The organism is Microbacterium sp. NPDC055312 (assembly GCF_053645675.1).
The window spans coordinates 858,179-871,589 of record NZ_JBSHMU010000001.1 but is presented as its reverse complement, the minus strand read 5'-3'; the positions used below and the strand labels follow the sequence as shown (position 1 = coordinate 871,589).

The following is a 13,411-nucleotide window of genomic DNA, read 5'->3' as shown; positions in this document are numbered from 1 at the left end:
GGTGACGCACAGACGCTACGGGATCTTGGTCTCGACTATGACGCGTTGCGTGCAAACCCGAACGTCTTTGACGTCGTGCATCAGATCGCCCAAAAGGTCTGCGAGGATCTTCCGCCGGGAACGATCGATACCGCGGAGCAGATGGAGGTCGTCGGTCGACTTGCCGAGTGGCTTGTGGAGAGTGACATCGCCGGCGCCCAAGTTTCCCTTGGCCAGATCGCCGAAGAAGCCGTCGCACTGATCCTTGCAGAGGCTTACCTTGTGGAGACAGCCTCGACACTCAACGCCAAGGAGATGACCGGAGCCCAGCGCGCCGAGTTCGAAGACGGCGTTCGCCAGGCCGCCGAGGAGCTTGCCGCACATGCCAATCTCACTCCGGCTGGGCCGAGTCCTGACGAGTTCACCAGGGCCATCGAGGACGGCCTCGAATACCTCCGAACGATCTACGAGGGGCACTGATGGCCGAATTCGACCTCCGCTTCCAGATTCCTGGAACCGTGACCCGTCAGGCTGCTGAGCACACCTTCTACTGGCCTGCCGATGGTAAGGGCACTTTCAACACTCCGCTCGGTCCGCGGCTGGGCAAGCTCGGACCGGTGCGACACGAGAACATCGAACTCTTCCGCCTGGCCGCGATGGTCTACGCCGCAGATCGCTCCGTGCCCAGGCAAGTTGGGCGGGTGAACTGGACCCAACGTCGCATCGCGCTCACCGTCCCTGTTCACAATCCAGACTCTTGGAACGCCCTGGCCGGTGACCTCCAGAGTCTCCTGGACTTCCTGTCTGGCGACGCATGGCAGCTCACCTTCCGGCGTGCACGCATCCCGCGAGAAGAGATCACAGCGAACGGCTACCCGAACGCGCAGCGGATCGTGCTCATGAGTGGTGGGGCTGACTCCGCAACTGGCGCGTTCCTCGCGCGCACGAGACCAGAAGAGCATGTCCTCGTGTCTCACGTCGGGGCCACATCGATCTCACCGATACAGAAGGACGTCGCTAAACGAATCCGAGAGCTGCGACCGGCTGGCTCCGTTCAGCACCATCAGCAGATCGTATTCACGCGTCGAAACGCCCAACCCGGAGGACACTCGTTCCGAAACGAATTCACAACTCGCACGCGCTCCTTCCTCTTTCTCGCGCTCGGTCTTGCTACCGCCTCGATAAACGGTGCGGAGTTGTGGATACCCGAGAACGGCTTCGCCTCGTTAAACCCGCCTCTCGGGCCAGACCAGCTCGGGAGCCTCTCGACTCGCACGACCCATCCATGGTTCCTGGCCGAGCTCGCGCGGCTTGCCAAGCAAGCTGGTGCATGGGCCAACCTCTCAAATCCGTTCGCTACTCGGACCAAGGGCGAGATGTTCCGGTGGCTCGCTGACGAGGTCGGCGATGACGCCGCTTCCGAACTGCTCAGTGCCACAAGCTCGTGTGCCTTTACGAACAAGAGGTGGCTCGGCGTCGCCGCCACCGATCACTGCGGAACCTGCTTCGGCTGCCTTGTCCGCCGAGCTTCCTTCGCCGCCGCACGGATCGGCGACCAAAGCACCTACGTGATCGACGCACCCCCCAACGACACTGCGAAGGCGCAACTCGAGAGAACATCCATCCTGCCGAGCATCAAGGCGTTCGTCGCTCGGGGAATCAGAGTCAGCGATATAGCGGCCATGCGCCTACCCGACGGTTACAGCGCCGGCGAAGCGCGCGACCTGTGCCTGCGCGGCTCCAAGGAGTTGGGCTTGCTCACATGACCAGTTGGCCGGCACTTGACGTCCACGCTCATATCGATACGGCAATAAGCGCTCAAGACCTGCTCAGCCTCCGCGCAGTCATCTTCGCGGCTAGTCGGAGCCTGGAGGAATCACGCATTGCGCTTAAGCGACAGCACAAGGATCTCCTCACGGTCTGGGGTGTCGGAGTTCATCCCGGCGTGAAGGCCGCTCTAGACAGCTACGATCCCGGCGAGTTCGAGGCTCTAGTTGGGCAGACAGCGTACGTGGGCGAGATCGGACTAGATGCCAAGGTGCCATCCCGACTCGGCAAGCAGCGTGAGGTGCTGGAGTCACTCCTCACCCGACTACAAATCACGCCACGCCTGACATCAATCCACAGCTACGGCGCGACAGCAGAAGTTGTGGACGAGCTCGCGCGCACACCCATCACTGGCGCGGTCCTGCACTGGTGGCTCGGCGATAGAACAACCACCATCCGAGCTCTCGACCTCGGCGCATACTTCTCCATAAACGCCGCTACCGTCCGGCGTGGCGAGGCACTCGACCTGGTTCCTACCGATCGCCTGTTACCAGAGACCGACCATCCCGATGGCAACCGTAGCGGCGCGCACCCTCGCCAGCCCGGGAACGTTGACGACATCGAATCATCGCTGGCAGAGAAGCGCGGACTCAGCACCCCCGAATTCCGTCTACAGACGTGGAAGAATCTCGCTTCGCTGACGACAGACACGAACACGAAGCACCTCCTTCCGGTACGCATCGCGGCCATCATCGACGCGGCTGCTTCCAACGTCTGATGACACTAGGCCCACTAGATGCGACGACGATCGCGCCCTCCGGGCGTCGTACATGATGTAGAACCAGGTTGAGATGCTGGCTGGTGGATTCCGACGCAAACCCCGCGTAAACGTCGGAAGCGAGGAGTCCATCGCTCGCTGACCCTGCGTTGACCGGGACCAAACCGGGACCAGATCCATGCAATTCATGCAATGCAGGACGTGAAAACGGGCCTTCTGCAGAGCGGAGAAGCCCGGAAAATCAAGGAAAACTGCTGATCCGGGTACCTGGGGGTCAAGGGGTCGCAGGTTCAAATCCTGTCATCCCGACAGAAAAGCCCAGGTGAGAGCAGGCTTCTCACCTGGGCTTCGTCGTTTCTGTTGTCCTTTTCGGAGGGGTTTATGGAAGCATCCGACCGCGGACACTGATGCCATCCGGGACGCTTCGATTGCGGCCGTTGTGACGAGCCGGGACCTGGCCGGGACCTACAGTCCGTTTTGGGTCGCGATCGGCAGCCTCTTTCGTCGCCGAGGTGCTGTCGTTCGGCTGGACATGACGAAGCTGTCGCGGTCGTGGTTCTCGTGTCCGTCGAGGAACGCGTTGGCGCGTGCGGCGGCGTCGGTGAGGTGCCTGGTGTCGGGGTGGAGGTAGCCGCGGATAGTCTCGATCGATTTGTGGCCCGAACTCAGTACACGTCGAGAACGTGACGAAAGTCAGGTCGATTCAGTGCGGGCCGGGGAAGTCGCTTGTCTCCTGGACCTTTTTGGCGGGGAGCTTATAGTCGAACCAAATGCGGTGCGTCCCATCCGCGTCGACTGCGATTCCGCCTCCGCCCGAGATTCCTGTCAACTCCCCAGTGCCGCTCGAGGGGATAATGACCAACGACTCGTCACTCCGGACATCTCCGACCGTCGTTGCCGAATGTGAGAAATTGAACGTACCCGACCGGCCGCCGAGCACGCCTTCGAAAGACTCCATTGCGACATACCCGCCGACGTCGGTGGCCGCGTCAAGAGCGTACGTGAATACCGTCACCGAGCGTCCGGCGACATCTCCCGTGAACTGCTTCTCCATTCTCATTACCGCCACGGAGGTGGCAGTCACCGGCCCGGTATCCATGTGCGGGTCGACGGGGGAGAACGCTTCTACAGTGAAGGTCCCTGAGGCTTGCATGTTGCTCCTTTGATTCTCTGAACTCCATAGTCACGCCCGAAGCAGGAGCGCGGCGTCACGGTCGTACTCGTCGGCTTCGTCGCGCAGCTCAGGCTTGCTCAGTTCGTCGGCTTTCGCGCGTGAGAAGACGGCAAGCTGGTAGAGCCGGCGGATCGCCACCTGAACGACGGCGTCGACGGTGAGAGGGATGCTCCCGACATCCGGCCCGTAAGCGTCTATCAGTAACTGGATGCGTCGTGACACGTCGCGCCCGGTCGGCGCCCCGACCGGCGGTTCGCCCGTGAGTGGAACCATGCGCGTGGCGAAATAGGCGATGTCCCAGATTCGCGGGCCGGGCGAGCACATGTCGAAGTCGATCGCACCGACGATCGTGCCGTCGTCGAACGCGAGATTGTGCGGGGAGAAATCGTTGTGGCAGATGACCTCCACGGGCACCTTGGTCGCCGACTGCCAGGTGCTCTCATCGAGCGGGAAGCCGATGGATGCATCGTGCAGTTGGCGCAGCATCCGCGCACCCTGCTCGAGCGCGGCATCCGTCCAAACCCAGTTCGGCAGCGGATAGGCGGGAACGAAAGCGTCGATGAAGCTCAGGGTCTCGTGCGTTCCGTCGAACCCGATCGGCTCCGGCGCCCAGTCGATTCCTCCGCGTTCGAGGTAGCGCAGGTAGCGGTGCACGGTCGGTGTCCACGGCCCGCCCACGCGACGGACCGTGTCGCCGTCTCGTACGACGGTGTTCATGTTTCCGCCGGACATCGCCTGCTGCATGTCGTTCATGAAGTTTCCTCTTCTAGTCGTCGGTCTCGGGGATGAGCACGGTCGCGAACGCTATCCGGCGCTGCCCTTCCTTGCGCTTCTCCAGATAGGGCGTGAGCACGGCCATGAGTTCAGCCTGCAGTTTCTCCAGGTCCTGAGTGTCGAGGTGGAGTACCGCGCGGGCGAACCCCAAAGAGCCCCGCAGATCCGTGCGGTCGTCGTCGAGGAGCCGCTCGAAGTCGTTCGAGAGTCCGCTGAGGAACATCGTGAACGCCGAGCGCAGTTGTACCGCGTCCATCGCCTGCAACTCGCCGTGGCCCACGTGCGCCATTCGGTCGCCCAGTGCGAGCGTGCGCTCTGTGGCGCCGCGGACATGTCGTTCCTCGATGACAGCCAGGATGTCGGCCTCGAGCAGCGCCGCGACGTGCCGATACAGGGTGGCCTGCTTGACCTCGGGCAGCGCTTCACGCAGCTGAGTCGTCGTCATGCTGCGGCCCCCGAGTTGCTGAATGATCTTCATGCGCACTGGATGGAGGACGATGTCAGCGATCTGCTGCTCTTCAGCCACGAGTGTTCTCCCAACCATTCTCATCATGATAATGTTCTCATCACGACAACAACCATTGAAGCAGAGGTGAGCGCGATGACGCAGGTGAGCTACGGGCCAGAGGGAGTGGACATCCGATTCCCGGGCTGGGAAGCGACGATGGCCGGCCGGGGCTTCCTGCGCGTGCCGCTCGCCGCCCTCCGGTCGGCTCGGGTCGAGCCAGGCTGGACGTCGGAGATCCTGGGCATGCGCTCAGGACTCGTCGTGTCGGGCTACCGCAAGCTCGGTACCTTCACGCATCCCTCCGGGGTGCGTCGGCTGGTCTCGATGAAACGCGGCCTGCCGCTGCTGCGGCTGAGCACGGTCAGAGGCGAAACCGGATTCGACGAGATCCTGCTCAGCACTGAAGACGCGGGCAGCATCGCGCAGGCGATCTACGGGAGCGTCGCCCGATGAGTGTCGCACCGATCGAGATCACGGGGCTCGCCAAGCGCTTCGGCACTGTCGACGCCGTCACGGATGCGACCTTCAGTGCGGCGCCGGGGCGCGTCACCGGTTTTCTCGGGCCGAACGGCGCCGGAAAGAGCACCACACTGCGCATGCTGCTCGGCCTGATCCGTCCCTCCGAAGGGACAGCGCTCATTCTGGGGAAGCACTATCGGGATCACCGCCGTCCGGCCCGCCTCGTCGGAGCGGTGCTCGACATCGCCGGTGCGCACCCGAGAACGACCGCCCGGCAGCACCTCCGCACCTACAGTGCGCTCTCTGGCCTCTCCTCGAAACGCGTCGATGCGGTGCTCGAAGAGACCGGCGTCGCCGAGTTCGCCGATCGTCGTATCGGCACGTTCTCCACCGGGATGCGTCAGCGCCTCTCGCTCGCGACCGCGCTCCTCGGGGATCCGGAGATCCTTGTGCTCGACGAGCCCTCGAATGGCCTGGATCCCGTCGGCATTGTGTGGCTGAGGACGTTCCTGCGGACTTTCGCGGCGACAGGTCGCACCGTCCTGCTGTCCAGTCACGTGCTCGGTGAGGTCGAGCAGACGGCCGACGACATGGTCCTCATTGATCGAGGCCGAGTGACGCGAACGTGGCCGCTCAGCGAACTTCGCTCGAATGGGGATTCGCTGGAGGACGTGTTCCTTCGCGCCACACAGGAAGGGGCACCGCTGTGAAACTGATCCACGGTGAGCTGATCAAGCTCGTCACTCTCCGCCTTGCGCTCTGGACGATCCTGCTCGCGGCGATGTGCGGGATGCTGCTGACGGGTGCCCTCGCTCTGATCGGCCCCGAGAACGCGACCCCGCCGATGCCCGGACTCGACACCGTCGAAGGCGTCGAGATCGTGCTCGGCCTTCCTGCTGTGCTGCTGTTCGTGCCCGCCCTCATCGGCACCATTGCCGTCACCTCCGAGTACCGGCACCGCACCATCGGCACGACGTTTCTCGCAGCGCCGAGACGCGGGCGAGTGCTCGGTGCGAAGCTCGTCGTCTATGCGCTTCTCGGTCTGAGCTACGGCATCATCTGCTCGGCCGCATCCGGAGTGGCGTTATACGCAGGCGCCGCGGCGCGAGGAGTCGCGATTCCGGTCCCGGTCGGAGAGATCGTGGTCCCGCTGCTCCAACTCGCGCTTGCGGCTGCCGTGTACATGGTGCTCGGAGTCAGCATCGGCGCGCTCGCCCGCAACCAGCTGATCGCGATCGCCATCGTGCTCGGCTACTTCTACTTGCTCGAGTTCGTGCTCATGATGATCCCCGGTGTGAACTCCCTTTACCCGATCCTGCCCGGCGGAGCGACAGCCTCGCTGACGAGCTTTTCCTTCCTCACGGATGCCCTGGCCGAGCAGACCTCCCTCGGAGCTGCTTCCCTCGCGTCTCCGGTGACAGGAGCCTTCATCCTGCTCGCCTACGCGGGCGTCGCCGGTCTTCTGGCCATACTCGTTCCCCTTCGCCGAGACCTCAGGTGACGAGTCAGTAGCATTCAGCGGCGCGAGTGCACCCTGCATCCGGTCGGGGAGCGACACGCTGGGAACGACGAAACCTGTGCTCGCCTCGCCACAATGGGAAGGTGGAGCGCTACCAGCGGATCCTGGCCGAAGAGCTGCTCCATGCCCGAAATTTCACCAGCGAGGACGTTCGCTCAGCGCCAATCGGTGTCCGGAACATCCGTTACAACTACCTCCCCCGCCACTCGGGAGCAGGCGGGCAGCCCCCGGCGTCCCGATTGCGAGAACACGACACCAACGTCCAGCCCACACACGCCGGGACCTGGAGCCTGTTTTGGGTCGCGATCGGCAGCCTCTTTCATCGCCGAGGTGCCGGCGTTCGGCTGGGCATGACGGGGCCGTCGCGGTCGTGGTTCTCGTGTCCGTCGAGGAACGCGTTGGCGCGTGCGGCGGCGTCGGTGAGGTGCCTGGTGTCGGGCGGAGATAGCCGCGTGTGGTCTCGATTGATTTGTGGCCGAGGATGCCTTGAAGGACATGGAGCGGGATGCCTGCTTCGGCGAGCCAGGTTGCTCCGGTGTGGCGGAGCCCGTGGCGGGTGAGGCTGGGTAGCTCGAGTTCGGTGACGAGTTGGTTCCACTTTGTCGCATCCCGCACCGATGCTGTGGTGAGCACGCCACCGCGAGGGCCGGTCAGGAGCCGCTCGTCGGGTTCGCGGTTGTGGGTGAGTCGTTCCAGCACAGGGGTGAGGGCTTGCAGGATGGGGACGTGGCCGATGTCGCGCCCTTGGTTTGTTTGGTGACGAGGCCTCCTGCGCCGGGGTAGGTTTGGCGGCGGATCGTGACGATGCGTTGATCCCAGTCGATGTTGCCGACTTGGAGGCCTGAGATTTCGGAGCCGCAGGCGGCTAGGAGAGCGCCGAGCATGACGAAATCTGAGTAGCTCTGATGCACCTCCCCGCATCTATCGGCCAATGTGGTGAGGTGGCGAGCGACAAGCCTCTCGTCGAGTCTCGGGTCGTCGTGGTGATCGACAGCATCCTCGGATTCCCGGGTGACAGCTCCACGCTCGTCGAGCATCTCGCGGGTCTGCACTCACTGGGGCGGGCGGAGCTCGATGTGGCATCGCTCTTCGCCCGTCCACGGGCCCTCGTCGAATCGCGCCTGCGTTCAGCGGATGTGATCCTCGGCTACGGTGGCAGCAACCTGTGGGCGGCCCACGCCTGGCACGCGACAGGTCTGGCACCGGCGCTCGCGGAGCTGCTGACCGAGAAGGTGTACATCGGGTGGAGCGCCGGCTCGATGATCTTCGCTCGCCGATGCACCGCTGGCCCGCCGACTTCGACGATCAAGACGAACTCGAGCTGTTCGGACTCGAGTCCGTCGCACCCGCCGTTCCCCTGTTCGACTGGTTCTTCGCCGGCCACCTGGGCGCGGACTGGATACCCGCCGACGCAGAGGAACGGTTCGCACGAGGCGCTGAACGCTCGAGCCAGGAGGTCCGGTTCGTCGACGAAGACACCGCGCTTCTCATCCGCGATCCGACACAGGAGCCGACCGTCATATCGTCTGGCCGGTGGCGACGCCACGGCGTCGACGGTTCGCTCATCTCGGCCCGTTGATGGCCGGCATCCGGTCAACCAGTCGTCACGCCGCAACCAGCACCGAGATCACATTTCCTGCGGGATCCTTGAACCACGCGATCTCGGGGCCCGACGCGCCGTCCGGACCCATCCGCGCGATGCCCTTGTCGTCAGTGCCGAAATCGGGGTCGGTGTAGATCTTGGTGACCACACCGCGGGCGTTCAGATCATCGACGGCGGCATCGATGTCGGCCACCGCGAAGTTGAGAACGGTGTACGTCGCCGGAACGTGGTCCGGCTTGTCGTACACGAGGATCGAGCCGCCCTGCGGCAGGCCGATCTCGAGGAAGCCCATCGGGTTGTTCGAGACCGGCATGCCGAGCGTCTCGCCGTAGAACGTGCGGGCGGCGTCGAGGTCGTCGACGCTGAAGCCGCTGAAGACCCGCTCGGGGGTGAATGCGCTCATGAGCCAATGGTGCGCTCGCAGACGGCGCATTTCCACCGCTTCTGAGACCGGCGCGCCGGCATCCCGAGATCAGCCCCGATCCACCGCCGACCGCTCGTCGACCCGCGTCTTCCTCAGGCTCGCGACCGTCGCCACCGCGATCGTTCCCGCGATGAACAGCAGCGACAGCCAGATCGGGATCTCGGGGATCACCGTGATCGGCTCGCCACCGTTGATGAACGGCAGCTCGTTCTTGTGCAGCGCGTGGACGAGCAGCTTCACGCCGATGAAGGCGAGGATCACCGCGAGTCCCTGGGCGAGGTACACGAGCCGCTCGAGCAGGCCGCCGATCAGGAAGAAGAGCTGGCGCAGCCCCATTAGCGCGAACACGTTGGCGGTGAAGACGAGGTACGCCTCCTCGGTCAGCCCGTAGATCGCGGGAATGGAGTCGACGGCGAAGATGAGGTCGACGAAGCCGATGGCGACGATCGTCAGCAGCATCGGCGTCACCCAGCGGCGGCCGTCCTTGCGCACGGTGAGCCTGTCTTCGTGGTACTCGTCCGTCACCGGCAGGTGCCGGCGGACGAAGCGCATGAAGCGGCCGTCGACGACGTTCGAGTCGCCGTGCGAGAACGCCTGCTGGTAGGCGAGCACCAGCAGCAGGGCACCGAACAGGTAGAAGACCCAGGTGAAGTTCTCGATCAGCGCGGCACCGACGGCGATGAAGACGCCGCGTAGGATGAGCGCGATGACGATGCCGATCATCAGCACCTTCTGCTGATAGATCTTCGGCACGGCGAAGCTCGACATCACGATCAGGAACACGAAGAGATTGTCGACCGACAGCGCCTTCTCGGTCAGGTAGCCCGCGAAGTACTCACCGCCGAACGTCCATCCAGAGACCACACCGACGCCGACACCGAACACCAGCGCGAGGGCGATGTAGAACGCCGACCAGCGCGCCGATTCGGCGATCGTCGGCTCGTGCGGTCTGCGGACATGCGTGAAGAACTCGTAGACGAAGAAGGCGACGGTCACCGCGACCGTGATCATCCAGACGAGGGGGCTGACTTCCAAGGGGTCTCCTGACCTGAGGCGAACGAATCGACGCCAAGGTCTTCTCCATTCCCGAATCGGGAACCGGTGGACCGGGATGCGAATGCATCCGTGGTGACGACCCACCGCGCGGGAGTACTCCCCTTGCGGTGACCAGTGTAACGGCTCCCGCAATGCATCTTGAATGCCCTCCTCGCACCCTGCGATCCTCACCTGCGAGACGACGAAGTTCGATAAGAGGAGTGTCAATGGAGATCTCACGACGCGGATTCCTGGTGGCGGGCGCAGCCTTCGGCAGCGCCGCGCTGATCGCAGGCGGTGCGCAGCCGGCCCTGGCATCCGCTTTGCACCTCGCCGGCGCTCTCGACCCGGCGGATGTCGAGGCGCGCGCTCTCGCGCTGTCGCCGCCGGTCTTCCTGCTCGAGACACACGTGCCGCGGCAGTTCTCGACCGGCAAGGGAAGCACGATCTCGATCAGCGCCGAGCGCGGCAAGGTGGGCGCCCACAGCCTGAAGTGGAAGCACGCCGCCCGCGGAGTGCTGACCATCAAGGAGCCCCTGCGCTACCAGGCCAGCCGCTACACCGCCGGCATGGATCAGGCGCTGATGGGCACCGTCGACACCTTCTCGATGTGGGTGTACAACTCCGAACCCACCACCGATCGCCTGCGCGTCGAGTTCGGCCGCGGCGCGACGACCGACACGGTCTTCGAGTTCGGGCTCGACTTCACCGGCTGGCGCACCTGCTGGGTGCGCCTCGGCTACGACACCGAGGGCACTGCGCACCACGCGATGAACCGGGTGCGCTTCATCGCTCCGCGACGCGCGGGCACCCTGTTCATCGACCAGGTGGTGCTCAACACCGAGATGCGTCCCGACCACCCGACACCCGACCGCCAGGCCCCGTTCGTGCAGCCCGAGATCGCCGAGGCCGACAACCGGCACTGGCTCGACCTGGTGCGCTTCGATGACGACCTGGCCGCGGCATCCCTTCCCGCCGCCGACGGTGCCGCTGATCTCGCCGGCATCCGTGCCGCGCTGCTGAAGTCCGCCACGGTCGCCGCCGACGTGACCCCCGCCGGGCTCGCCAAGGCGAAGGAGCAGGTCGCCGAGCTGGGTGTGCCCGAACGGGCATCCGGAATCCCCGCTGCACCCGGCTCGTACATCAACGGCTACCAGTCGGCGATCCTGCCCGCTGAGATCCGCGCCGACGTCATGACGCTCGCATCCGCGGTCGCGCTGCGCGCCTACGGCACCCGCATGCGAGCGATCGCTGCGGCGTCGGCGAAGGCACGGGCCACCGGGGCAGCCACGGCGCCCGAGTTCGACGAGCTCTACCTGCGCATGTACGCACACCTCGAAGACCAGGGCTTCGCGAAGGACAGCGCGCAGGGCACGATCCACCACATCGGCTACCAGTACCGCGAGGCCGCCGACTCGTTCCTCGTCGCGCAGCCGCTGTTGACCGAAGCCGGACTGTGGCGGCGCGCGATGGACAACCTCGCCTGGTTCGTCGGACTGGGCCGGCTCACGCACGACTTCAGCGACCCGGCGGAGTACGGCGGCATCATCGACGTGCAGAACACTCTGCTCAAGCCGATGGCGATCTGCGCGGTCGGCGCCGGGACCGTCGACGAACAGTGCCGCCTGCTGGCCGCGCTCACCCGCTTCACCGAGCGCTCGCTGAGCACCTCGCCGGGGATCGAGGGAGGGCTCAAGCCCGACGGCACGATCTTCCACCACATGGGCCCGTACCCGGACTACGGCCGCGATGCGCTGGTCGGGATGGCACCTGTGGTCGCCCTGCTGCACGGCACGGACTTCGCCCTGGGCGCACCTGCGCGCGCCGCGCTGCGCCGGGCGCTGCTCACCCAGCGCCTGCACGCCAACACCACGCAGTGGCCGATCGCGCTCACCGGCCGCCACCCCGACGGCGGGCAGGGACTCTCACTCAACCCGTTCACGGCTTTGGCGGCGACGCCGATGCCGGGGGAGGACGGCGCATTCGACCCGGAGGTCGGTGCGGCCTTCCTGCGGCTGCTGCCGCCGAACCCGTCGGCCGCGCAGCGCAGCCTCGCCGCCGATCTGCGCGAGGCGGGGATCGAGTCCGAGCCTGCGCCGAACGGACACTGGGCGCTGGGCTACGCGGCCTGCGGGCTGCACCGGCGCGGCGAGTGGCTGGTCGCGCTGCGCGGCCACAATCGCTACCTGTGGTCGAGCGAGATCTACGCCAGCGACAACCTGTACGGTCGTTACCTCGCCTACGCGTCGGTCGAGGTGCTCGCCCGAGCCGATGAGAGCGGGCAGATCACGCATCCGGCGAACGGGTACGTGCACCCGGGCTGGGACTGGAACCGCATCCCCGGCGCGACCACGAAGCACCTTCCGTGGGAGCTTCTGAAGGGCGACCTGAGCGACACGATCGAGATCATGCCGCTGACGCGCTCGGCGTTCGGCGGGGCAGGTTCGTTCCAGGGCGAGCACGGTGTCTTCGGGATGCACCTGATCGAGCATCCGAGGTTCGATCCCACCCACACCGCGAAGGTGTCGCGGTTCAGCTTCGACGATGTGATCGTCTGCCTGGGCAGCGACATCGCGAACGACGACCCGCAGCACAGCACCGAGACCACGCTGTTCCAGGTCGCCGTGCCGACCGCAGACGGCACCGACGACGCGACGCAGCTGACCCAGCCCACCGGTGTCGTCGATCCGCTCGGCAACGGGTTCCACCTGCCCGCCGGGCAGCGCCTGCGCCGCATCAGCGCGGTGCAGACCGCCCCCGACGAGAAGGACACCACGACGGCATCCGTTCCGTACGCGACGGCGCTCATCGATCACGGAACAGCACCCCGCGGCGCCGGCTACGAGTACGCCCTGCTGGTCGGCGCCGGAGAGCAGCGCACGGCCGACTTCACCGCGCGGATGAGCACCGACGACGCGCCCTACTCCGTGGTGCGCAAGGATGCCGCGGCGCACGTCGTGCACCATCGCGACACCGGCATCACCGGTGCAGTCGTCTTCGCCGACCTGACAGACCTCGACGCGGCGATCACCGCCGTCGACGCCCCGTGCCTGCTGATGTGGCGCAGTGACGAGCAGACGCTCGCGCTGTCGGTGACCGACCCCGACCTGCATCTGTACGAGGGCGACGATCCGGACCAGTTCGCCGCCGACGGCAGCTACGTCGGGGCGAACACGAGCTATTCCCGCCCGTGGCGGCGCAACACCAGCGCGCCGTCGCAGATCACCCTCACCGTGCCGGGGAGATGGTCGTGCGCGGCGGAGGGCGTCACCGCGCGTGCGGCCGGCGACACGACGACGATCACCGTGACCTGTCGCGACGGCGCCTCGCGCGATCTCACCCTGACCGCCATCGGGTGAGATCGGGCGCGGGCCCGTCGTCGGGGATGCGG

General features: G+C 65.5%; 14 protein-coding genes and 3 pseudogenes. 10 read left to right on the top strand and 7 right to left on the bottom strand.

Going from position 1 to position 13,411, the window contains the following annotated elements; genetic code table 11:
* The first annotated feature begins 45 nt into the window (after window positions 1-45).
* The 3 genes from ACWIDW_RS04240 to ACWIDW_RS04230 are packed head-to-tail and all read left to right on the top strand — an operon-like array spanning window position 46 to window position 2,524.
* On the top strand, window positions 46-459 hold the full coding sequence (locus ACWIDW_RS04240; protein ID WP_454123184.1) for a hypothetical protein: 414 nt from the start codon (window positions 46-48) through the stop codon (window positions 457-459).
* The gene (locus ACWIDW_RS04235) at window positions 459-1,745 is read left to right on the top strand and encodes a hypothetical protein (RefSeq protein WP_454123183.1); all 1,287 of its coding nucleotides are present in this window, start codon (window positions 459-461) and stop codon (window positions 1,743-1,745) included. The genes ACWIDW_RS04240 and ACWIDW_RS04235 overlap by 1 nt, the downstream gene beginning before the upstream one ends.
* The gene (locus tag ACWIDW_RS04230; protein ID WP_454123181.1) at window positions 1,742-2,524 is read left to right on the top strand and encodes a TatD family hydrolase; all 783 of its coding nucleotides are present in this window, start codon (window positions 1,742-1,744) and stop codon (window positions 2,522-2,524) included. The genes ACWIDW_RS04235 and ACWIDW_RS04230 overlap by 4 nt, the downstream gene beginning before the upstream one ends.
* 703 nt (window positions 2,525-3,227) lie before the next feature.
* Here ACWIDW_RS04230 and ACWIDW_RS04225 read toward each other — a convergent pair.
* From ACWIDW_RS04225 to ACWIDW_RS04215, 3 genes are read right to left on the bottom strand one after another with little or no spacing between them, the layout of a single operon-like run.
* A complete protein-coding gene (locus ACWIDW_RS04225) occupies window positions 3,228-3,677 on the bottom strand; it encodes a DUF3224 domain-containing protein (RefSeq protein WP_454123180.1) in 450 nt (149 codons plus the stop codon).
* 30 nt (window positions 3,678-3,707) lie between these two features.
* On the bottom strand, window positions 3,708-4,451 hold the full coding sequence (locus tag ACWIDW_RS04220) for a phosphotransferase (RefSeq protein ID WP_454123179.1): 744 nt from the start codon (window positions 4,449-4,451) through the stop codon (window positions 3,708-3,710).
* 13 nt (window positions 4,452-4,464) lie between these two features.
* Window positions 4,465-4,950 carry a helix-turn-helix domain-containing protein gene (locus tag ACWIDW_RS04215; protein ID WP_454123178.1) on the bottom strand — a complete coding sequence of 162 codons (486 nt, stop codon included), beginning with the start codon at window positions 4,948-4,950 and terminating at the stop codon, window positions 4,465-4,467.
* A gap of 9 nt (window positions 4,951-4,959) precedes the next feature.
* Between ACWIDW_RS04215 and ACWIDW_RS04210 the strand changes: the two genes are divergently transcribed.
* The 4 genes and pseudogenes from ACWIDW_RS04210 to ACWIDW_RS04195 form a co-directional block, all read left to right on the top strand.
* Window positions 4,960-5,433: a hypothetical protein gene (locus tag ACWIDW_RS04210; RefSeq protein WP_454123176.1), complete on the top strand. Its 474-nt coding sequence runs from the start codon at window positions 4,960-4,962 to the stop codon at window positions 5,431-5,433.
* Window positions 5,430-6,149 (top strand): ABC transporter ATP-binding protein, encoded by a 720-nt coding sequence (locus ACWIDW_RS04205; RefSeq protein ID WP_454123174.1) that lies wholly within the window; start codon window positions 5,430-5,432, stop codon window positions 6,147-6,149. Before ACWIDW_RS04210 ends, ACWIDW_RS04205 begins: the two co-directional genes overlap by 4 nt.
* Window positions 6,146-6,940, top strand: a complete 795-nt coding sequence (locus ACWIDW_RS04200; RefSeq protein WP_454123173.1) for an ABC transporter permease — start codon at window positions 6,146-6,148, stop codon at window positions 6,938-6,940. The genes ACWIDW_RS04205 and ACWIDW_RS04200 overlap by 4 nt, the downstream gene beginning before the upstream one ends.
* 53 nt (window positions 6,941-6,993) lie before the next feature.
* Window positions 6,994-7,233 (top strand): annotated as a pseudogene (locus tag ACWIDW_RS04195) (integrase core domain-containing protein); the annotation flags it as partial.
* Window positions 7,234-7,453: 220 nt separating this feature from the next.
* Here the strand turns inward: ACWIDW_RS04195 and ACWIDW_RS04190 are convergent.
* Both ACWIDW_RS04190 and ACWIDW_RS04185 read right to left on the bottom strand, forming a co-directional pair.
* Window positions 7,454-7,657, bottom strand: a pseudogene (locus tag ACWIDW_RS04190) (site-specific integrase); the annotation flags it as partial.
* A complete protein-coding gene (locus tag ACWIDW_RS04185; RefSeq protein WP_454123262.1) occupies window positions 7,609-7,995 on the bottom strand; it encodes a hypothetical protein in 387 nt (128 codons plus the stop codon). The pseudogene ACWIDW_RS04190 and the gene ACWIDW_RS04185, both read right to left, overlap by 49 nt.
* On the opposite strand from ACWIDW_RS04185, the pseudogene ACWIDW_RS04180 reads away from it, so the two are divergent.
* Together ACWIDW_RS04180 and ACWIDW_RS04175 are read left to right on the top strand one after the other, a co-directional pair.
* Window positions 7,900-8,181, top strand: a pseudogene (locus tag ACWIDW_RS04180) (hypothetical protein); the annotation flags it as partial. The gene ACWIDW_RS04185 and the pseudogene ACWIDW_RS04180 sit on opposite strands and share 96 nt — an antisense overlap.
* A gap of 53 nt (window positions 8,182-8,234) precedes the next feature.
* The gene (locus tag ACWIDW_RS04175; protein WP_454123172.1) at window positions 8,235-8,537 is read left to right on the top strand and encodes a hypothetical protein; all 303 of its coding nucleotides are present in this window, start codon (window positions 8,235-8,237) and stop codon (window positions 8,535-8,537) included.
* A gap of 25 nt (window positions 8,538-8,562) precedes the next feature.
* Here the strand turns inward: ACWIDW_RS04175 and ACWIDW_RS04170 are convergent, their stop codons facing one another.
* The gene (locus ACWIDW_RS04170) at window positions 8,563-8,964 is read right to left on the bottom strand and encodes a VOC family protein (protein WP_454123171.1); all 402 of its coding nucleotides are present in this window, start codon (window positions 8,962-8,964) and stop codon (window positions 8,563-8,565) included.
* A gap of 69 nt (window positions 8,965-9,033) precedes the next feature.
* On the bottom strand, window positions 9,034-10,020 hold the full coding sequence (locus tag ACWIDW_RS04165; protein WP_454123169.1) for a TerC family protein: 987 nt from the start codon (window positions 10,018-10,020) through the stop codon (window positions 9,034-9,036).
* A gap of 227 nt (window positions 10,021-10,247) precedes the next feature.
* On the opposite strand from ACWIDW_RS04165, the gene ACWIDW_RS04160 reads away from it, so the two are divergent.
* Window positions 10,248-13,379: a chondroitinase family polysaccharide lyase gene (locus ACWIDW_RS04160; protein ID WP_454123168.1), complete on the top strand. Its 3,132-nt coding sequence runs from the start codon at window positions 10,248-10,250 to the stop codon at window positions 13,377-13,379.
* Window positions 13,380-13,411: the final 32 nt, after the last annotated feature.

Coding starts and splice junctions, on each gene's coding strand:
- ACWIDW_RS04185 (WP_454123262.1), bottom strand. CDS start 7,995: ATGCTCGACGAGCGTGGAGCTGTCACCCGGGAATCCGAGGATGCTGTC.
- ACWIDW_RS04220 (WP_454123179.1), bottom strand. CDS start 4,451: ATGAACGACATGCAGCAGGCGATGTCCGGCGGAAACATGAACACCGTC.
- ACWIDW_RS04170 (WP_454123171.1), bottom strand. CDS start 8,964: ATGAGCGCATTCACCCCCGAGCGGGTCTTCAGCGGCTTCAGCGTCGAC.
- ACWIDW_RS04225 (WP_454123180.1), bottom strand. CDS start 3,677: ATGCAAGCCTCAGGGACCTTCACTGTAGAAGCGTTCTCCCCCGTCGAC.
- ACWIDW_RS04235 (WP_454123183.1), top strand. CDS start 459: ATGGCCGAATTCGACCTCCGCTTCCAGATTCCTGGAACCGTGACCCGT.
- ACWIDW_RS04205 (WP_454123174.1), top strand. CDS start 5,430: ATGAGTGTCGCACCGATCGAGATCACGGGGCTCGCCAAGCGCTTCGGC.
- ACWIDW_RS04160 (WP_454123168.1), top strand. CDS start 10,248: ATGGAGATCTCACGACGCGGATTCCTGGTGGCGGGCGCAGCCTTCGGC.
- ACWIDW_RS04230 (WP_454123181.1), top strand. CDS start 1,742: ATGACCAGTTGGCCGGCACTTGACGTCCACGCTCATATCGATACGGCA.
- ACWIDW_RS04215 (WP_454123178.1), bottom strand. CDS start 4,950: ATGAAGATCATTCAGCAACTCGGGGGCCGCAGCATGACGACGACTCAG.
- ACWIDW_RS04175 (WP_454123172.1), top strand. CDS start 8,235: ATGCACCGCTGGCCCGCCGACTTCGACGATCAAGACGAACTCGAGCTG.
- ACWIDW_RS04210 (WP_454123176.1), top strand. CDS start 4,960: ATGGAGGACGATGTCAGCGATCTGCTGCTCTTCAGCCACGAGTGTTCT.